Origin of the sequence: Pedobacter sp. AW31-3R, from assembly GCF_052180285.1 — a bacterium.
In the GTDB taxonomy this organism is placed as follows: Bacteria; Bacteroidota; Bacteroidia; order Sphingobacteriales; family Sphingobacteriaceae; genus Pedobacter.
On the sequence record NZ_CP197475.1, the window covers coordinates 2,468,560 to 2,488,432 of the forward strand.

Annotated in this window: 18 protein-coding genes; 5 read left to right on the forward strand and 13 right to left on the reverse strand. The window is 42.4% G+C overall.

Going from position 1 to position 19,873, the window contains the following annotated elements; genetic code table 11:
- Window positions 1–4: 4 nt before the first annotated feature.
- Both ACSBL2_RS10105 and ACSBL2_RS10110 read right to left on the reverse strand, forming a co-directional pair.
- Window positions 5–646, reverse strand: a complete 642-nt coding sequence (locus tag ACSBL2_RS10105; protein ID WP_442591568.1) for a DUF47 domain-containing protein — start codon at window positions 644–646, stop codon at window positions 5–7.
- A 58-nt stretch (window positions 647–704) separates the two neighbouring features.
- Window positions 705–908 (reverse strand): hypothetical protein, encoded by a 204-nt coding sequence (locus ACSBL2_RS10110; RefSeq protein ID WP_442591569.1) that lies wholly within the window; start codon window positions 906–908, stop codon window positions 705–707.
- 272 nt (window positions 909–1,180) lie between these two features.
- Between ACSBL2_RS10110 and ACSBL2_RS10115 the strand changes: the two genes are divergently transcribed.
- The gene (locus tag ACSBL2_RS10115) at window positions 1,181–3,118 is read left to right on the forward strand and encodes a KUP/HAK/KT family potassium transporter (RefSeq protein WP_442591570.1); all 1,938 of its coding nucleotides are present in this window, start codon (window positions 1,181–1,183) and stop codon (window positions 3,116–3,118) included.
- Here the strand turns inward: ACSBL2_RS10115 and ACSBL2_RS10120 are convergent.
- The gene (locus tag ACSBL2_RS10120; RefSeq protein ID WP_442591571.1) at window positions 3,101–3,913 is read right to left on the reverse strand and encodes an AraC family transcriptional regulator; all 813 of its coding nucleotides are present in this window, start codon (window positions 3,911–3,913) and stop codon (window positions 3,101–3,103) included. The two genes, ACSBL2_RS10115 and ACSBL2_RS10120, sit on opposite strands and share 18 nt — an antisense overlap.
- A gap of 81 nt (window positions 3,914–3,994) precedes the next feature.
- Here ACSBL2_RS10120 and ACSBL2_RS10125 point away from each other — a divergent pair, with 81 nt between their 5' ends.
- Genes ACSBL2_RS10125 through ACSBL2_RS10135 form a run of 3 tightly spaced genes read left to right on the forward strand, consistent with a single transcriptional unit; the run spans window position 3,995 to window position 7,984 of the window.
- Window positions 3,995–5,326: a TolC family protein gene (locus ACSBL2_RS10125; protein WP_442591572.1), complete on the forward strand. Its 1,332-nt coding sequence runs from the start codon at window positions 3,995–3,997 to the stop codon at window positions 5,324–5,326.
- A gap of 1 nt (window position 5,327) precedes the next feature.
- Entirely contained in the window at window positions 5,328–6,386 is a 1,059-nt protein-coding gene (locus ACSBL2_RS10130) for an HlyD family secretion protein (protein ID WP_442591573.1), read from the forward strand.
- The gene (locus ACSBL2_RS10135) at window positions 6,386–7,984 is read left to right on the forward strand and encodes an MFS transporter (protein ID WP_442591574.1); all 1,599 of its coding nucleotides are present in this window, start codon (window positions 6,386–6,388) and stop codon (window positions 7,982–7,984) included. Before ACSBL2_RS10130 ends, ACSBL2_RS10135 begins: the two co-directional genes overlap by 1 nt.
- A gap of 23 nt (window positions 7,985–8,007) precedes the next feature.
- Here the strand turns inward: ACSBL2_RS10135 and ACSBL2_RS10140 are convergent, their stop codons facing one another.
- On the reverse strand, window positions 8,008–8,367 hold the full coding sequence (locus ACSBL2_RS10140) for a hypothetical protein (RefSeq protein ID WP_442591575.1): 360 nt from the start codon (window positions 8,365–8,367) through the stop codon (window positions 8,008–8,010).
- 123 nt (window positions 8,368–8,490) lie between these two features.
- On the opposite strand from ACSBL2_RS10140, the gene ACSBL2_RS10145 reads away from it, so the two are divergent.
- The gene (locus tag ACSBL2_RS10145) at window positions 8,491–8,670 is read left to right on the forward strand and encodes a histone H1 (protein WP_442591576.1); all 180 of its coding nucleotides are present in this window, start codon (window positions 8,491–8,493) and stop codon (window positions 8,668–8,670) included.
- A gap of 111 nt (window positions 8,671–8,781) precedes the next feature.
- On the opposite strand, the gene ACSBL2_RS10150 is transcribed toward ACSBL2_RS10145, so the two are convergent.
- From ACSBL2_RS10150 to ACSBL2_RS10190, 9 genes are all read right to left on the reverse strand, one after another.
- Window positions 8,782–10,935: an ATP-binding protein gene (locus ACSBL2_RS10150; protein WP_442591577.1), complete on the reverse strand. Its 2,154-nt coding sequence runs from the start codon at window positions 10,933–10,935 to the stop codon at window positions 8,782–8,784.
- 190 nt (window positions 10,936–11,125) lie between these two features.
- Window positions 11,126–11,575 (reverse strand): DoxX family protein, encoded by a 450-nt coding sequence (locus ACSBL2_RS10155; RefSeq protein WP_442591578.1) that lies wholly within the window; start codon window positions 11,573–11,575, stop codon window positions 11,126–11,128.
- 173 nt (window positions 11,576–11,748) lie between these two features.
- Complete coding sequence (locus ACSBL2_RS10160; RefSeq protein ID WP_442591579.1) at window positions 11,749–12,615, reverse strand: YeiH family protein; 867 nt, start codon at window positions 12,613–12,615, stop codon at window positions 11,749–11,751.
- A 137-nt stretch (window positions 12,616–12,752) separates the two neighbouring features.
- Window positions 12,753–13,649, reverse strand: coding sequence for a LysR family transcriptional regulator (locus tag ACSBL2_RS10165; RefSeq protein WP_442591580.1), 897 nt, complete (start codon window positions 13,647–13,649; stop codon window positions 12,753–12,755).
- A 242-nt stretch (window positions 13,650–13,891) separates the two neighbouring features.
- Window positions 13,892–14,878, reverse strand: a complete 987-nt coding sequence (locus ACSBL2_RS10170) for an aldo/keto reductase (protein ID WP_442591581.1) — start codon at window positions 14,876–14,878, stop codon at window positions 13,892–13,894.
- A gap of 16 nt (window positions 14,879–14,894) precedes the next feature.
- A complete protein-coding gene (locus ACSBL2_RS10175) occupies window positions 14,895–15,185 on the reverse strand; it encodes a putative quinol monooxygenase (protein ID WP_442591582.1) in 291 nt (96 codons plus the stop codon).
- Window positions 15,186–15,278: 93 nt separating this feature from the next.
- Window positions 15,279–16,697 carry a M56 family metallopeptidase gene (locus ACSBL2_RS10180; RefSeq protein ID WP_442591583.1) on the reverse strand — a complete coding sequence of 473 codons (1,419 nt, stop codon included), beginning with the start codon at window positions 16,695–16,697 and terminating at the stop codon, window positions 15,279–15,281.
- 15 nt (window positions 16,698–16,712) lie between these two features.
- Complete coding sequence (locus tag ACSBL2_RS10185) at window positions 16,713–17,099, reverse strand: BlaI/MecI/CopY family transcriptional regulator (protein WP_442591584.1); 387 nt, start codon at window positions 17,097–17,099, stop codon at window positions 16,713–16,715.
- A gap of 123 nt (window positions 17,100–17,222) precedes the next feature.
- Window positions 17,223–19,868, reverse strand: coding sequence for a hypothetical protein (locus tag ACSBL2_RS10190; RefSeq protein WP_442591585.1), 2,646 nt, complete (start codon window positions 19,866–19,868; stop codon window positions 17,223–17,225).
- Window positions 19,869–19,873 lie beyond the last annotated feature (5 nt).

Genomic DNA, 19,873 nt, shown 5'->3' on the forward strand with positions numbered 1-19,873 from the left:
TTCTTTATGCATTTTTGATCAGGATAGATTCAAGGACGTTAGCTGCGTCATCACATTTATCCGATGCCATTTCGAGTGTCTGTAAAACCTCTTTCAGTTTGATGAGTTCAATCGCATCGGTCTCCAATTGGAATAAACGGGCAATGGCTGAATTACACAGGTAATCGGCCCGACCTTCTCCTTTATTAATTCTGGAACAAACATCAGCAATAATTTTTGAATTATTCGACACTCCAAGCTCAATAATCGCAATGTCCAGATCTTTACACATTTCAAGGAGCAGCTCCGCAAGCTGGACTACCTCTACACATATTTCTTTTATTTTATAGAGTTCTATGTTTAAGGCTGCAGCATAGATATAATCAGCAATATCATCCAGTGAACTGATCAGTGAATGGATGTCTTCCCTGTCAAATGGCGTGATAAAGTTCCTGCTCAGCTCCAGGAAGATGGAATGGGCAATATCATCACCAATCTGCTCCAGCTTGCCAATTTCTTTCAGTAAGCTCTTTTGCTCTGCCGCATCTTTTGTTTGCAGTGCAAGGACCAGCGTCTCTGAAATTTTCACCAGGTTTTTCGCACACTTTTCAAAGGCAGGCTGGAATTTTTTATCTTTGGGACTGAATAAATTAAATACGAAATTCATAATGGGATATTTCTTTCAAAATTAGCCTATTAATGTTAAGATAGTATAAAATATCTTTTTAATTACTGCTCGCCAGTTGCAGCAATTCCTCCTCAGAGATCAGGTCAGGATCTTTAAACTGCCGGTTCAGAATGGCGTTCCTTATTTTCAGTTTACGGGTACTGGTAAAAACTATTGCCCCCTTGCTGTTATAGGTATGGGACACATAAGTCCCTATAGAGGGGTTAAATTGTTCTATTCTGATGAGTAATTCGTAGATCACAAAGACGGGTATCGGCACTTCACAAAGCTACTGAAGCATTAGGATAATGTTAAATTATCATTATGTTGGTATTATTGAATAATTAACATTAATTTAATACAGTGTTTTATTCTGTAAAAGGGATACTGCCCTTATCGAATTCAATCAAAAAACGAATCATAGGCTATAATATTTTGATTTTTGGGCTTAGTTTACTGGTACTGAAAAAATACAATAATTTGCATCTCAATGAATTAACAATTGTATACATTTGCGCCACTCAATTTTAAAAAATGGCAAATCACAAAGATGTCAATAAACTAACAGCTGCTGGTTTATTAATAAGCTTAGGAATCATTTACGGTGATATCGGTACTTCCCCTTTATATGTGTTTAAAGCAATCATAGGAGACCGGCTGATCACGGCAGATCTTATCCTTGGCGGACTATCCTGTATTTTCTGGACCTTAACTTTACAGACTACAATTAAATATGTGGTGATTACACTGCAGGCAGACAATAAGGGAGAGGGAGGTATTTTTTCTCTTTATTCATTGGTGAAACGCAAGGCGAAGTGGCTGATTATACCTGCAATGATAGGTGGTGCAGCTTTACTGGCAGATGGGATTATGACACCGGCGGTGACGGTTTCCTCGGCCATTGAAGGTCTTGGAATTATCTATAAGGACCTGCCTACGGTACCTATCGTGATCTTGATTATTACCTTCCTGTTTGGTATTCAGCAATTTGGAACATCCTTTATCGGTAAAGCCTTCGGACCGATCATGTGGCTCTGGTTTACGATGATTGCCGTTCTTGGCGCGCTTTATGTCGCACAATTCCCGGAAATACTCAAAGCAATTAATCCTTATTATGCCTACCATATCCTGACGACCAACCCTGAAGCATTCCTGATTATCGGGGCAGTGTTTCTATGTACCACGGGAGCTGAAGCTTTATATTCAGACCTTGGACACTGTGGCCGCTCAAATATCCGCGTGAGCTGGGTATATGTTAAAATCTGCCTGATATTAAGTTATATGGGCCAGGGTGTATGGTTATGGCAGTTGCAGGGGCAACATCTTGGGGAAATCAACCCTTTCTTCCATATTATGCCCGATTGGTTCCTGATCTATGGAATCCTGATTGCGACTGTAGCGGCGGCAGTAGCCAGTCAGGCCCTGATTTCAGGTTCTTTTACGCTGATCTCTGAAGCCGTTAGGCTGAACTTATGGCCTAAAGTAAAAATTAATTATCCCAGTAATTCCAAAGGCCAGTTATACGTTCCTTCCATGAACTGGGTACTATTCATTGGTTGTATCCTGGTGGTGCTGATCTTCCGCAAGTCAGAACACATGGAAGCTGCCTACGGATTGTCTATTACTGTAGCCATGCTCATGACAACGATTCTGGTGTCTATATTCATGATGCGCAAAAAGGTGCCTATGTACCTGATTGTGATTTTCCTGAGCATCTATGGGGTCATAGAAATCACCTTCCTGGCCGGGAACGTCGCGAAGATACTCCATGGCGGATGGTTCACCCTGATCCTGGGCTTATTGCTGTTCTCTATCATGTGGGCCTGGTCTAACGGAAGAAGAATCAGGAACCGCTACATGAGCTTTGTGGATATTGAGAAATATTACCCGATTATCAGTAAAATAAGTGATGACGAGTCCATTCCTAAATATGCCTCACAACTGGTTTATTTAACCAGTGCCAACTTCAATTCTGAAATTGAATCTTCCATCATGTATTCCATCATTCAGAAACACCCGAAAAGAGCCGATGTCTATTGGTTATTGCATGTGGATGTTACCGATGAGCCTTTTACCATGGAATATAAAGTGGAGCAGCTGGTGGATAAAAAGCTGGTGCGCATCGACTTCCGTTTAGGTTTCAGGGTTGAGCAACGGGTGAACGTCCTGTTCAGAAAGGTGGTGGAAGAACTGGTGAAAAATGGAGAGATCGATATTACCAGTAAATACACCTCTTTGCAGGAGCATAAAATCGTTGGTGATTTCAGGTTCGTCGTGATCGAGAAAGTCCTTTCCAGATCTAATAGCCTGAAGTTCCTGGAGCGTTTTATCATGAGCTATTATGCGCATTTGAAAACATTCAGCGTGCCTGAAGAAAAAGGATTCGGACTCGACCTGAGCTTTGTTGCAGTAGAGAAAGTTCCGTTGATTGTCGACCTTCCGACCGATTTTTATTTAAAGCGACTGGTTTAAAAAGGTTCTTTTACCAAAATCTGATGGCCTGAAGTTCGTGAGCTGATAAAAAGCCTTGCTAAAAGAGGCGAGGCTGTTGTATCCTGATAAATAAGCGATTTCACTGGTAGATTTATCATTTTGCAGGATCATTTCTATGGCTTTTACAATCCGCAGCAATTTAAGGTACTGAAGGAAAGATATGCTCATGGTAGACTGAAAAAGCCTAGACAGTGTACGTTCTCCCATCCCGAAACGCGCACTGATGTTTTCCAGGGTGATGGTTTTCTCATAATTCTGCGATAGATACAGCAGGATCGGCTTCAGGCGGGTATTGTCGGTGGTCGGTAAAGCAATGGGATACGATTTGATCCCCATTACAGGAAGGATATTCTTTATGGCCGATAAAAAGGTGAATGCAGGTTCATTTTTCTCTATAGATCCACTCCAGTTTTCCGTAAATACAAGCATCTCGAACAACAGGTTATTTACCGGATAGATTCCCAGTTCCTGGTAAAAAGGGAATTTAGCGTCATCAGTGGTATAAAAGTACAGGTTTCTGGTTACCGTAGCTGAATTGCGGACCTTGACAAAATGTTCCAGTCCGGCCGGAATCCATACATAATGCCGCGCAGGGATAATATAGGTTTTATTGGCAATATGGATATAGGCAATCCCGCCGTCTACGTAGGTCAGCTGACTTTTGGTATGGGAATGCAGGGGAAGCAACCTTTCCAGCTTCTGGTGGACCACAAATACATTTTCCGGATGAAGATCGATATTACGAAGATACTCTTCAGTGTCTAAATTATACATTGGCTGGAATGGACAAATAATTGGTAATATAAGCAAAATTGTGGGTGATTTCAGTGCGTAAATTTGTCCATCGTTAATTTTATGAAATATTACAATAAGCCTCTCGCTCTTTTAGTACTTTCAGCTTTTCTGCTGAATGATGCAATTGCCCAGGAACACACAGGAAAAATACCGCTCACACTCAGCCAGGTATGGCAGAAAGTAAGTGAAAACAACAAGACCGTACAGATGCAGGGCCTTCGGGTTCTCGGTGCTGTAGAGAAGGTCAAGGATGCTAAAAATGAGCGCCTTCCGGAAATCAATGCAGAAGCTGAGTATGCCAAACTCAGCAATGTGCCCATTTATGAAGATGGATTGTTTCATGCCCACGACCAGTTCGAAGGGGTGATACACACTTCTTATAAATTTGGTGGGGATATGTATATGAATTTATACAATGGGGGCAAGACCACGCTTAAAATTGAAGAAGAAAAAAAGGAAAGTGAAATCACACGTGAACAGAAAAACCTGACGACTTCGGAAATGAAACTGAGAGCGACAGCCTATTACCTGGACCTGCAGCGGAGTACCATCTTTAAAAATCTGTTATTAAAAGATATCAGTACCCAGGAAAAGCAGCTGGAAGAAATTAAACAGCTGCAGAAAAATGGAGTGGTCCTAAAAAGTGATGTGCTTCGTGCCACTTTAAAGTTATCACGACAAAAAATGTCACTGGTACAGCTGGATAATGACCTGGCCATTGCCAACCAGAAGCTGAATATACTGACGGGAATGCCTGATGATACGGTTGTAGCAACAGAAGAAGATGCGGAGGCCGATCTGCCTGCATTGAAAGCTTATCCTGAATACTTAACCGAGGCAATGGAAAATTCTTATGCCTTTAAGATTTCAGAAAAAGAAGAAGAACTGCGGAAGCTGGAACTGAAGGAAGTAAAGGCCAATGTTTCTTTTAAACTGGGACTCTTTGCCAATTACAATTATGCCTATCCGCAGATTCTGCTGTATCCGTATTCTGCTGCTATATACGGTCTGGGCATGGCGGGTGTGAAAGCAAGTTTTCCCATCTCTTCTTTTTACCATAATGTCCATAAAACCAGGGGCGCAGAAATAAAATACCATATTCAGGAAGTTGAACATGCCGATACCCAGGATAAAATAAGGCAGGAAGTAAATGAAGCCTTTTTACGGTACAGGGAATCCCTGACGCGCATAGAGGTGGCCAAGGAAAATATCAGCCAGGCCAGTGAGAATTTAAGGATTGTAAACAATACCTATTTCAACCAGCTATCCCTGCTGACCGACTTACTTGATGCAGATACGCAACTGCTGCAAACGCGTTTCGATTATGCTGCAGCACGTATTGCCGCCAGACTACAATATTATCAGTTACAAAAAGCCTTAGGAAACCTCTAGAATGAAAACCAAGAATAATTACACGCAAACAGATCAGTTGATTACTAAAATAACGGGCTGGATAGCCACCGTTATCGCTATAGGCCTGGCCATATGGGGTGGTATATTTTTATATCAGTTATACAATTATGAAGAGACGAATGATGCCCAGGTGGAGGAATATATCAACCCCATTACTTCCCGGGTGTCCGGATTTATCCGGGAAATCAGGTACGAGGAAAATCAGGAAGTTAAAAAAGGAGATACCCTGTTGATTATTGATAACAGTGAATACAAGCTGCAGCAGGAGGAAGGTGAAGCTGCCCTGGCCAATGCTGAAGCACAGATCAGTGTGATGGAAAGTAATATCATCACCACTTCGAAAGTTTCTGAAGCCAGTGAATCGCAAATTGCCTCAGCAAAAGCTAAACTACTGAAACAGCAGCAGGATTATGACCGTTATTCACAGTTGTTTAAAGTGGAATCCGCTACCCGGCAGCAATTGGAAAACAGTAAGGCTGCCCTGGATGTGGCTACTTCTGAATACCAGTCTGCCGTAGAAAATTATCAGGCTTCTTTATCGAAGATAAATGATATCAAAGCCCAGAAAGGGGTTTACAATGCGGAAATTAAGCGCCGCCATGCCTTGTTGGACAGGAATAAACTGGATGTGGGATATACGGTGATCCGCGCACCGTACAATGGGAAAATGGGACGGAGAACCATTCAGGAAGGACAGCTGATACAGGCTGGACAGACCCTTGCTTTCATCGTGGATCAGGAAGCCGGAAAATGGGTGATTGCTAATTTTAAGGAAACGCAAATCGCACATATGCCTGTCAATGCGGAAGTGGAAATCACTACAGATGCCTTCCCCGATAAAATATTTAAAGGTGCCATCGTGTCCCTTTCTCCGGCAACCGGAGCAAGGTTTTCCTTATTGCCACCCGATAATTCGACAGGTAACTTTGTGAAAATCGTGCAGCGTATACCGGTTAAAATTAAATTAACCGATAGTGCCGCAACCTTAGCCCAATTGCGTGCAGGGATGAATGCAAATGTAAAAATCAAAAAAGACTAATGGCTATTTCCACTTTGCCCGTATTTAAATCGTGGGTGCCTGAATGGCTGACCGGCACCACGATCTTCCTGGTGCTGCTGCCCGGACTCCTGCTTTTTGGCCTTTCAACGGCCAGTGTGCCCGGTGCGGCAGGATATTATGGAATTGAGCCGGCCGATGTGCAATATTCTATGATTGTATTTTATGCCGCTGTTGCCAGTTTTTTCGCATTGGAACGCAGGTTCTTTGTTTTTACTGCGACAAGGGAATATTATATACTCAGCCTCATCATTCAGATGGTGACTGCCTATGTCTGTTTCCATACCCATAATTTTTATGTGTTACTGATCTTCAGGTTCCTGCAGGGAATGTCCAATTGTCAGTCTACCAGTATCTGTATCACCTTGATTTTTAGCCGGCTGCACAATGAACGGGCCAGGGAAATCGGCTATTCTATCTTTTATTGCCTGTTGTTGTGTATCACACCGGTATCGGCCTTAATTACCGCGCCTATCCTGGATGTATACGATTTCAATACTTTGTATAAGTTCCTGGTGTATGCCTATGTTCCGGGAGCGGTACTCCTGCTGATCGTGATGAATAATGTGCGGCTGAACCGGAAGATGCCCTTGTACCAGCTGGATTGGGCGAGTTTTATGATTTATGCTACTGCATTGTGTTTGCTGGGGTATGTCCTGGTCTATGGCCAGCAGTATTATTGGCTGGAAGACCGCCGTATTGCCTTCAGTTTATCGGCATCGGTAGTGTTGATCCTGCTGCATCTTTTCCGTCAGCAGCATTTAAGAAGGCCATATCTAAGCATTGAAGTCTTCAGGCACAGGAATTTTAACCTGGGCGTATTCCTGATCTTTATCCTGTATATGGTAAGGGGGGCATTGGGATTGGTTTCTGTTTATTTTGCAACCGTTTTGGGAATGGATCCTATACATGTTGCCTATATCTTATTGGCAAATGTAGCGGGGATTATGATCAGTGTACTTGTTTCCTCGCGATTAGTGTTGATGAAACGGCCGATGCGGCTGATCTGGATGTACGGATTTTTACTCCTGCTGGTCTTCCACGTCTGGATGTGGTTTCTGTTTAGTAGTCAGGGAGATCCCTCAACTTTTGTTTTGCCGCTGATGATCCAGGGGGCAGGTGCGGGGATGCTGATGACACCAATCATCATTTTTACCATTTCTTCCGTACCGGCAAACCTCGGAAGTACGGCCTCGGCAACCGGTGTGTTCTTCAGGTTTACAGGATTCTGCAGCAGTATAGCTTTTATAAATTATTTTCAGCTGCACCATAAAAATGCACATTATAACCGTTTTCAGGAGCATCTGAGTGTTTTAAGTACAGCTGTAACAGACAGAATTGCTTTGTACACCAGTTCCCTTACCGGAAAAGGGCTTGCACCCGACCAGGCGGCTAAAATAGCCAGGGGATTGTTCAACAGATCAGTGGATACACAGGCACAGCTGCGTGCGATAATGGACTATTATACTTTTATAAGTGTCGTCCTGGTATTGGTGGTGTTGGTCATTGCACTTTTTCCTAAGGTAAACCGTACCATTATCAACCTGAAATCCAATCAGCCGGCCCCAGCATCTTATTAAAATAATGGAATCACCCCGTGTTCTTAAGTCCTGATGATCTCTTCATGGCGGTCGTTGTCGTCATTATTTTTGCCGTTCCCAAGGTCGGTTTTTGACGGATCTCCATGCAGCGAGTGGTCATTTTTAGGAGCAGAAGATGAGTTTGTATCCTCTTTTGCCTCCTTTAAACCGTCTTTAAGGCCTTCATCGTGATTTAAATTTTCAATTGCGGGCAGTTTTTCTGCTTTACGCTCAGTAGTTGTGCTATTGTATAATGGCTTGGTGGTTGTTTGCGGATTTTCAATGTTATGTTGCTGTAAATCAACGCTTTTTGGTTCTTTTTCTTCTTCTTTGTTTTCCATGATCTGTTGCTTTAAAGGCACTAATGTTTTAACAAAAGCCATTTTAAATGGTTTTAAAAATTACCTGGACATATAAATTCTTAATAATCCTTCGTTTAAGATTTGGAAGAAAACCAATAATTATTACCTTTAAGGCCTTAAATCAAATTTAATTAACATAATATCATGGAAAAATTCGCAAAATTAAAAGAATTAATTGCCGGAGTAGAGGCAGATGCTGACAAGTTTTACAATTCAGGTAACGGCGCTGCTGGTACCAGAGTACGTAAAGCAATGCAAGATTTAAAAACTTTAGCTCAGGAAATTCGTACTGAAGTTACTGACAAGAAAAACAGCGCTAAATAAATACTGTATTTCTGGAGACAGAAGAAAAAATGAGCGTCCCGGTTAAGCAATTAACCGGGATTTTTCATTTAACTGGTGTGTAGTTTTATTTTTTCCGGCTGGAAAGCATTCTCATTTTTTCTGCGCAGGTTGCAGGTAATCCAATATTTTTTCCAACAGTTCTTTTTCTGTATAGGGTTTCACTAAATAGTCATTCAAACCGGCAACAAGATAACTCTGGTGTGATTCCGGCGAGACTTGTCCGGTAATGGCGATCACTGGTGTACCTGCTTTTTTGGGATCATGATGGGCACGTACTTTTTTAGTTAATTCAATTCCATCCATTAAAGGCATTTCTATATCCGTCAGGATCATTTCAAAATCTTTATCCTGGAATAATTCAAAGGCCTCTTCTCCATTTCTTGCCGTTTCAAAGGCTATTCCATGTTTGCCGAGGATCATCTTGATCACAATCAGGTTGATCTCCGCATCATCGACAATCAATAAGCGTATCTTTTTGAAAGCTTCTGTATGTAAAGGTAGCAGTGTTTCTATCGTCTGCATTTCTGCATTTTCCGGAGCAATGGTATAGGGTATGTCCAGGAAGAAAGTCGTTCCCTGGTTCACCAGGCTTGTCGCCCAGATTTTACCACGGTGGAGCTCTACCAGCTTTTTACAAATGGGCAAACCCAGGCCTGAACCTTTTTGCCAGTCATTTCTTTTCTGGTGTATCACCTGGGAGAATTCATCAAAAATATAAGGAAGATCTTTTGCTGCGATACCAATCCCGGTATCCTGTACCTGTATCTTCAGGATAATATGACTGGAGTCTACCTCCTGAGCTGCTACGTTTACATTAATTTCCCCTTGGTCAGAGAATTTAATCGCATTGGCTACCAAATTCATAATCAGTTGCTTCAGGCGGTAAGGATCTCCCGTGAGTAAAAGGTCAGGTGCCTGCTCCTGATTCAATTTTAATACGAGACCCTTTTGCTCGGCGAGAATTGCCGTTGCCGAAATAATTTCACTGGATACAGATTTATAGTAAAAAGGAGTATGGGAAAGGGATAGCTTTCCTGTTTCCAGTCTGGAGAAATCCAGTACTTCATTCACTGCAGATAACAGCATGGAAGATGAATTTTCGAGTAAAACTGACATCGTTTGCTGCTGCGCATTCAGCGGCGTAGATTTCAGCTGTTCCGTTACGCCAATGATGGCATTCAGGGGAGTCCGCATTTCGTGGCTCAGGCTGGTGAAAAATCTGGATTTGAAGATGACCTGCTCTTCAGCTGCTTTCTTTGCCTTTAGGATCCTGTTATAGGCGTAATACAGCTTTATAAGAAGAAATACGATCATCGCGAGTGAAATTACATTCACCAGTAAATGGATTTTTCCTGACCTGTCTATCACATCGATGGCATGAAGACTTTTGTTTTTCAGATCTGTTTTCCTGCTTTCTGCGATTTCACGTTCCCTGTTGCTGAATTCCTGAAATATCAATTTAATGTTCTGCAGGATCTGTTCATTCAGCTTTAAGATGGATTTCTCTTTTTCTGTAAGGTTGAGGTGGTTTTTCTGCTGCTGTTCAAAAAGATTCCTGTAGTATTTCTCTATTTTCTCCAGTTGTTTTTTACTGTAGGTACTCGAGTTTACTGCTGATTTCTCGTAAGTAGTTTCTACCTTGCTCGTTTTTATGGAGTCTGATTTTTGTTCTTTATTGAGAATGGCACTTTTCAGCCGTTGAAACAACCTGGTTTTCTTCGCCGGCTCTTTACTTTTGACCTCTTCCATTTTAACGGTCTGTTTAACCACCTGTTGTTTTAGGGGTAAAATAGCATGTATGGGGCCAGTTGTTTTTGTGCTGTCCATTTGCAGGTTGATGAACATAAGGGAATCGGTAAGCCTTTTGATCCTTACATACAGTAATAGTTGTTTTTTTCTTTCGAGAAGATCTGTATGTATATTTTCTGATGCGTTCCTTATCTGGTTTTCCTTGGAAAACTTTTCCAGCAGTACAGATACCCTTTTGATTCCTGCGTTGTATTTAGCGAAATATTCTTTCTTCCATGAGGTGGTATAAATCCTGTAATCATTTTCGGCTTCGCTGAGGCTCATGCTGATGGTATCGAGCCTGGAAATCTGTTTGCTGTTTACGGTCATCAGTTCACTCGTGGAGCGAAGACTGTTTTGTTCCGCATATTGGTCGAGCGACGTTTTAAAGAGGGCAGCTATACATAAAATGATGATGAGTGAGATCGTGGTGATAGAGATGTTACGGGTTTTCATCAAAGGGCAAGAGGCTAAAATATTTTTTGTTTAAAGAGAAACCATTTGCAAAGTTTATACCATTTTCTTAGAATGATATCCACCGGATTTTGCCCTAATCTTTTTTAGGAGCGGGATATAATCCTCCCATCTGCAGGACAACCAGAGGTTGTGCAGGAGAATAGGGGCTGAATGATGGTATTACCTGTGTTTAACGGTGTTTCTTGATTTTGATGTAATGGTCAACGGAGTAAGGACCTGAGCCGGCCACCCAGAATAAGATCAGCAAGAGCAATACCAATACGGAAAGCCAGAGTTCCGAGTTAAGCGATGAGAATCCCATGGTGATGTTCACAAAGAAAATGGCGCCCAGTAAAATAGGGATTTGTATCACTACCGCGAACCGGGTAACAAGGCCTATCATGATTAATAAACCTCCCACAAGATGTACAAAAGCAACAATATGCAGGACTGCCACAGCCATGAGTCCGGAAAACCCGAAAGTATTGTGTTGTAAAATCCAATCCTGCTGTGTATCGGTATGGCTGATAAAGGCAATACCTTTACCTAAAATAAGCAGCCCCAGGGCCATTCTTACGATATCTAGCCATTTGGCATGGTGCATATCGCCCCAATGCTCAATTTTTTGAAAAGTATTCATAACGTTCTACTTATGAAGTGTTTATATTTGGTTCTATTGAAGTTAGGAAAAAATAGCTGAAAAAGCTTAAGCTTTCTTTTTAATTTTTGAAACTATGATACGCCTTCAGGTTGTGGCGTGATGGGGGCTGAGGTGTATTTTTCTCCATTTGTTGTGTAAAATGCCCACAGCCATTAGCCGGCCATCCAGACAATTGCCCAAAGAGAAGCGCCTGAAATCGCTGCCCATAACAGGATCCCCTGAAGAAAAGGCCTGATGCCTATGGACCGGATAACTTTCAGGGAGAGGCCGGTGCCAATGAAAAAGAGGGTGAGGTGAAGCAGCTGTTTGCTCAATTTAACAATGAATGGGCCGATCTGCTGCAGGAATGGCACAAAGGTGTTCAATACCATCACTAGAATAAAAATGGCGATAAACCAGGGCATCTGCACCTTTTTACGATCGGTGTTAAACAGGCAGGCGGTAAAAAAGGAAACAGGGACGATCCAAAGGGCACGTGCAAGTTTAACAGTTGTTGCGATTTCTAATGCCTGTTCCCCATATTTACTGGCGGCGCCCACCACAGAACTGGTATCATGGATCGCTATGGCACACCACATCCCAAACTGGCTTTGCGTTAAGTGCAGGGCATGACCAAGTGGGGGAAAAATCAGGAGGGCAATAGCATTCAGAAAGAAGATGATACCCAATGAAACCGAAATCTCTTTTTCCCTGGCTTTCATGACCGGAGACAGCGCTGCAATAGCACTTCCTCCGCAAATAGCGGTTCCCGCAGAGATGAGAAAAGAAACTTTGCGCTGGTTTTTCATCACTTTTCCAAGCAAAAAACCCAGGGTAAGGACACTGAAAATGGAAATCACTGTCAATAGTATTCCTTCTTTACCCGCGTTGAATGCGCTGAAGATATTCATCCCGAAACCAAGTCCGATGACTGAAGATTTCAGGAGCCAGCCTGTGACTTTATGGTTCAGCCTTGGATAGGGGTGGTTGATGAATTGTGCACAGAGTAAGCCGGTCAGCAGCGCTGCGGGAGCTGACATAAAAGGCATTACACATAGGATTGCACTCGCTATAAAGATAATTTTGTGTGTATTCAGGGGGATAGCCATTGCTGTTATTTGTCCCGCAAATTGCACAACCGGAGCTGTTCCGTCAAATTCCTATAATTGATCTTCCATTACTTCAGGTTATGCAGCAACATGGCCTGACGTAAAAATACCTGCGAGAGGCCATCCGGTTTGCCCTGTAGCTGAATGAAATAGAAACTGCGCGCAATGGTTAATCCTGTGACATCAATGATACATAAACTCCCGCTCTGTAGTTCTTTATGCAGGGCATGAATAGAAATAAAGGCCAGGCAGTTGGAATGCATGAGATAGGATTTGATACTTTCTGTACTTGCCAGCTGGATTTCTACCTTAAGGTCCTGTATTTTGATGTCTATTGCTTTCAGGGCATGACCGAGTACTTCCAGTGTCCCTGATCCTTGTTCACGCATAACAAAGGAATGTTCCTGTAAAGATTCCGGACTGATTTCATTTTTCCGTGCCAGGGGATGCATTTTTCCGCAGACCAGTACCAGTTCATCCCCTATAAATTCGGTGTATCTTATTTCCTGGTTCCTTGATTTGCCCTCCACCAATGCCAGCTCTATCTCTTTTTCCAGCAAGGCTTTTTCAATCTGTTCTGTATTCCCGTTAATGAGATGGAGCTGTATCGCAGGAAATTTTTGCCTGAACCCTGCCAGTAATGGCGCGATGACATAACTGGAAATGGTTGTGCTTGCGCCCAGGTGCAGGATACCGTTGTCACGATGTGCCAATGCATTCATGTCAAAATCTATGTTCCTGTAAATGGAGAATAAGGATTCAGCATGTTTCAGCAGCAGGTGGCCTGCCGGTGTCAGCTCTATTTTATTCCCTTTTCTTTCAAATAACTTGTTGTTATATTGTTGTTCCAGTTCATTGATATGTTTGGTCACTGCCGGCTGCGTAATGAATAAGGTTTGTGCTGCCTTGGTAAAGCTGAGGCGCTTAGCTACCGCATAAAATACTTCTAAACGAAAATCTGCCATCGTGTTTTAATTCTGCTTGCCCAAAGCTAGTGGTAATCGCCGGAATTATAGCGCATCATCATAAATAAGCAGGTAAGGGGAGAGCAACAGCACTGGATAAAAAAGAAGCTGTATCATTAACGAAACTAAGCCTCTGAGAATTGAAGATTTGAAAATGCTTCCGTAGGAAGGTACAGGTAAAAACAACTGGAAAGAGGGTGGTCATGATTTATGATTCACCCTCGTAGCTATGCGGGAGATTTTTAGTTCAATCCCTGCAGTTTTTCGTCAATATGATTCAGCTCTTCAACAGTAAGGGTTAAATCTGCTGCCCTGGCATTGCTGATCGCCTGGTCTGCATTTCTCGCTCCGGCAAGCACGACGGTAATACCTGGCTGCAGACTTGTCCATTTTAATACCAGTTGAGCTAGTGAAGCATTTTTGCTTTCAGCAACAGGTTCAATACCAGCTAAGAACTGTTTTACTTTCTCCGGATTGAACTGCCCAAAGTAACCGTTACGGTGGTCATCAGATTTAAGTATGGCATCTTTGAAATATTTACCGGTCAGCAAGCCTCTTTCAAGCGGGCTGTAGGCAATAATTCCAATCTGCTGTTCAAGTGTAAACGGAACCAGGTCCTGCTCAATCGACCTGTTCAGCATACTGTAAGATACCTGGTCGGATGCCAGGCCGATGGTTTGTCCTGCTTCTTTTAACTGTTCAACAGTATAATTACTTACCCCTGCTGCCCTGATCTTGCCAGCTGAAATCAGTGTTTCAAGTGCTTCCATTGTCTCCTGGATGGAGGTTGTATGGTCCGGCCAGTGCAACTGAAGCAAATCGATATAATCTGTTCCCAGTCGCTTCAGGCTTTCTTCTACCTCTTTGATGAGGTTCGCTTTTGAAGCATACTTATATACCGGGACAGGATTTTCCTGCGTGCCTGCATCAAAAAAGAAATCTCCTTTACCATTGTTGCTGCCATCCCATACCAAGCCAAATTTGGTGAGTAACTGGATCTTAGTCCGGTCTTTACCTTTGATTGCTTCGCCTATTAATTCTTCACTTCGTCCGAATCCGTAAAAAGGTGCCGTGTCCAGACTGCTGACACCATGGTCGAGCGAAGCGTGGATAGCTGCTATCGAATCTTTCTTTTCATTACCGCCCCACATTGTTCCTCCAATAGCGAAAGCACCGTAAGTTATTGCAGATAGTGACAAGTCCGTTTTACCTAATTTTCTGTATTCCATGATTGTGTATTGATCTTTAACTTATTTTTTCTGTTTCATAAATAATAAATGGGCCATCTGTTAATGATGCTGACTCCTTTAAAAATTCAGCAAAATGTGCCTCCTGCTGATGCGCTTGAAGACCATTTCTGTCTGCCCAATGTTCATGAAATATAAAAGTATCCGGGTTTTCGGTGGATTGATGCAGGTCATATTGAAGACATGCCTCTTCTTTTGTGGATGCGGTGACCAATTTCAGCAGTAGCTGCCTGAGTAATGCCGTGTTCGTTTTATTACTTTTTGTAATGGCTGTTAAATAAATGCCCATATGTATTGCTTTTAGATGGAGAGCAAAATACGGGAATGTGTAGCTATTATAAAAATAACCAAACTAATAGTCTATCATGAGAATTCTGATAGATTATGGGATTACGGAATGCGTGGGTTTTAAGGTAACGGAGATCACCCCATTTTTACCTTTCTCTCCATATTTATCTAGGGCATGTTCACCTTTAAACACATTAATGGACAGGATTTCATCAGGCTTAAGCTGATCGAAGGAATCTGCCTCATGACCATCAATCAGGATCAGCGGCGGATTTTGTTTTCCATTGGAGGAAGGAGAATTGGAAGGCCGTACAGTTGATCGCACAGAAATTCCTGTTTTGTTATTCGTAACGGTCATCACTGTGGTATCCTTTTGGGTTTTTAAGGGCTGCTTCCGCAGTCCGTTATGGCTATTGCCTGTTACCCTACTGCCTGTTGCAACAATTTCTTTTACAGTGGTTTGTCTTGCTGAGCGGAAGGTTTTTGGTCTGACAGAAGCCGGGGCAGCCTTGCGGCGGATCTGATCTGCAGGTTGAATTTCTGTTTCTTTCGTGTCCGCTATATGCTGCGCAGTGCGCTGGATCACGGAGGGGGGATTTTTCATTTCAGGGCCAGTTGAAGTAGCTGCGGATACCCCTTTGATATAAGATACCCTGTAATCCGGTTTTGCAAAAGCATAAAGAAATAACAACATAGCCGGCAAGACCAGCAACACAAGCAGTTTTTTTATCGGCCTGGACTCCGGTTTGTCCATCATTCTGATCCTTTGCAAATTATTGACAGAAGCAAAAGAACTGGCCAGCTCAAACACCGGTGTCTGAAGCGTATGGTTAATTAAGACTGCGCGATATACAGCTACAGGATTTCCTGCATTCAGCACGGCATGGTCAGCCAGAAATTCATGGTTTTGTTTGACCACACGCAGATAAATCCATATAAATGGATTGAACCACTGTAAAGCACAAATGACCTGTACCAATAAAAGATCTGCCCAATGGCGTTGTTTAACATGTGCCAGTTCATGCTGAATAATTAATTCTCTTTCCTTCTCCGGGGCAGATTTTGAATTGTCAATAAATATGAAGCTGCCTATGGAAAATGAAGTCTTAAATATTGAATTATAAACTACCTTACAACCATTAACCAAAACATATCCATTCCGGCGGATCACCCTGCGGACGGTCAAAATCCCCCAAAGCTGTTTCAGGATATAAATGATAAAAAATAAGGCATAGCACAGAATAGCGGTATACATCCAGAAGGGCTGGCTGCTGGCTGAAGGAGGAGTATTGTTTCTGCCTGTATCGGAAGCAGGAATATCTGCCTGGATTTCCAGGTGTACGATATAACGGTAACTATAGAGGGGGAAGAGTACAGCACACAACAATCCTGCAATCAGGAAATACCTGTTGAAATGATAGAAGGTTTCATTTTTTAGAAAACACCAGTAAATACCGAAAAATAAGGTAGTACAAATTGCAGATTTTAAAAGGTATAAGATGAATTCTTCCATAACACAATCATTTTCTTATTTTTCTTTACGAAGTTCTTCCTTCGTATTTTCTATGAGGTTGTCCAATTCTTCGATGGTATAATTACTCTCTTTGGCAAAAAATGAGGCCATGGAGGAAAAGGAATTGTTGAAATAATTTTTCAGTAAACCGAATAACTGCGATTTGGAATAGACTTCTTTGCTGACCAGGGGGCTGTAATTATTCACTCTTCCAATGCTGTGGTGACTGGCAAACCCTTTGTTTTCAAGGATGGTCAATACCGTTGAAATGGTCGTTCTTGCAGGTTTGGGCTCTTCCAGCTTTTCGCGGATATCCTGCACGGTACCTTCTCCCAGCTGCCATAAAATCTGCATAACCTGCTCCTCAGCTTTGGTTAACTGAACTAGATCTTTTTTTTCCATAACACTATAAATGTATGACTAAATTTATAGACAAGCAATTTATTCAGCTTTATTTTTAATCTATTCCATGTTATTTTTACAGTTTCCCCCTGTAAATTACTCCCTGGACAAACTTCTGGGCGATTATTTAATCCTGAATCTGATGGACAGCAATATCTGGGCAGGACGCAGGTCATAGGCCGAATAATAGGTACTGATATCATTGTAAGTAGCAGAAATGTATTGTCGCGCATTAAATATATTGTCATATAAAATACCGAACTCCAACTGCCTGAATTTATACTTAGCCCCGATATCTGCAAAATGGATGTTTCTGTTACCCGCTGCTATGGCATTGGAATAAAAGTATTCATGTGCCATGTGTATATTGAGCCCTTTTAGCGGGAATAAATTGACCTGTGTATGCTGTGTATGGGAACGTATGGCCGCCAGAGGGTTTGCCTGATCAGGGATGGTGTTCTGGCTGACCATATATAGAAAATCATATTGTATGGCTGCCCAGGATTTTATTTTCGTAGCTATGCCGGGTTTGATGAGATAGGTTTGGTTCCGGTATTGGGTCAGCTGACCCAGTACGATCTGTGAATTCGAGGTATGGCTGTAACTGGCTTCCAGTGTAAATGTGGAGGCAATCCGGTCTGCTCCTTTACTCAGGCGTCCCTGAAAATTGTATCCTGAAACGTTGTTGGGAATGGCGTATGCTGTCTTTATCCTGAGATTTCCCAGGTAATCATAACCGTACAGGAGGTTGATGTTATTTCTGAAATAACGTCCCCCGAAATTGATGAATATGGCATGGAGCGGGTGGCGATAATTCAAATCTATGGTATAGGTTTGTGTTTTTTGTTCCGGCAGACTTCCATCATTTCTGCTGAGGTTGCGGTAAGTTTGCATGAGGAAACCTGTGTAGGCATCACCTATTTCTCCCATTTTATTGCTGTAAGCCGCTGCCGCAGTCATGGAAAGAAAGAGGTTGATGTTGTAATTGACACTGAATGTAGGATTAAAATACAAGCGGTCAAGGTGTTGCTCCTTCCGGGCCAGCTGGTCATCGGTGTGCAGATAATTATAGCTTAAGGGTAAATTTGCGGAGATCCGGAACTGGTCAGTCGTATAGGTATAATCCGGACTGAAATACAGCTGGTATTTGCCCCAGTTGAAATCGTTTCTCAGGGAATCTGCGCTGAACGAATCTGCCCCGGGGGAATGGACGGGAGAACGACCGCTCAGTTCCGAATTCAGCTGCTGCAGGTTGATATTTACACCGAGGTTATAGCTTTGTTTCCAATGTTCAGCCGACAATCCGAATGACAGCTTGTTGTTGGTAGTGAATTGTTTATTCCCATAATCCTGCACCGTAGCCTCCAGATTTTCCCCACCGAACAGGTCGGGATACAACATCGGGCTTACTGCGAGTGTCTGTTTCACACTTTTATACGATTGGTAGGAGTAGATTTTCAGGCTCCTTTTCTTGTAATTTTTGACCATATTCAGGGTGTTTTCCAGGGCAAAGGAAGGGCTCCTGACATGCTGGAGGATGGTATCCTGTTGTCTCACACTGCCTTCAGAATGATTCCGGCTCCCGCTGAAACTAAGGGTGTGATCGAGGTAGTAATCTTCTTTGTTTGCATTATACTGTAATGCCGCATTGAGCTGATTTATCCTTTCCGCTGAGGCCAGGCGCTCTTCTATCGTCAGTATACTATCTGCATTCAGGTAGTATACTGACCTGGAAAAACTGCTTTTTTGCTGAAGATCGTTCAGGTAAGCCATGGTGAGATTCAGCTGTTTGTCCTTACCCAGGCTCCATAGATTATTTGTTGAAAAGGCATGTGCCCTGTTGAACAGGTATCGATGCTGACTGATAGCGGGACTGCTTGGGGACTGTACAGATAAGAACGGAGCATTCGTCTTTTCTGCCTGCTGGAAAAAGGATTTAAATTCCGTGGCCGGATCTTCACCAATGTTATTTCCTTTATAGGTATTCATGCTTTGTCTTTCTTTGTTAAAATACATAGAAATCAGTTCATTGTCCCAAAGCACAGGAGCAAGTCCGGTGGCTAATTTGGTATTGGCAATCAGTACGCCTTTCGCCTCGTCGGTTAATTTCAGGTTTAATGCCGCTTCATCTGTGAATTCTCTGTTTTTAAGTGCCTTAATGGGTTGGTGGTTCTCCATCACCTGCACAGCGGCTACATCTTTAGCCTCTATATTGTTGGTGGCTATTCCATAACGTCCCTGCAGCAGATCTTTATTTTCGATGTAGAATTTATTGATGGGTTTGTTGTTATACAATATACTTCCGTCAGCTTTTACTTCAATACCCGGCATCTTTTTCAACACATCTCCGATGGTACGGTCACTATTATCTTTGAAGCCCTCTACGAGATAGTTAAGGGTATCATTCAGCTTACGGATTTTTGGAGGATTCACTTTAATTTCCTTTAATTTGATAGCACTGGCTTTGAGTTGAAAATCAACTTGTTGGTTGCGGTTAATCACTTCCCTGTTTTTCTTTTCTACATTGAATCCCGAAACGGAAATCACCAGGCTGTCTGCAGGACTTTTAAAACTTATTTCATAGCTACCATTCTCCCTGGTCAGGGCATAGCTGATCAAGGCAGTAGATTTCTTATCCTTTACAGTGATGTTGAGTCCCTGAATTCCCTTTCCGTCAGGATAACTTGTCACCCTGCCTTTTATCGTTGTTTGGGAAAAAGTAACCGTTGCATACCACATGAAGAATATGAAGAGAAGGGCAGTTTTCATCTGTC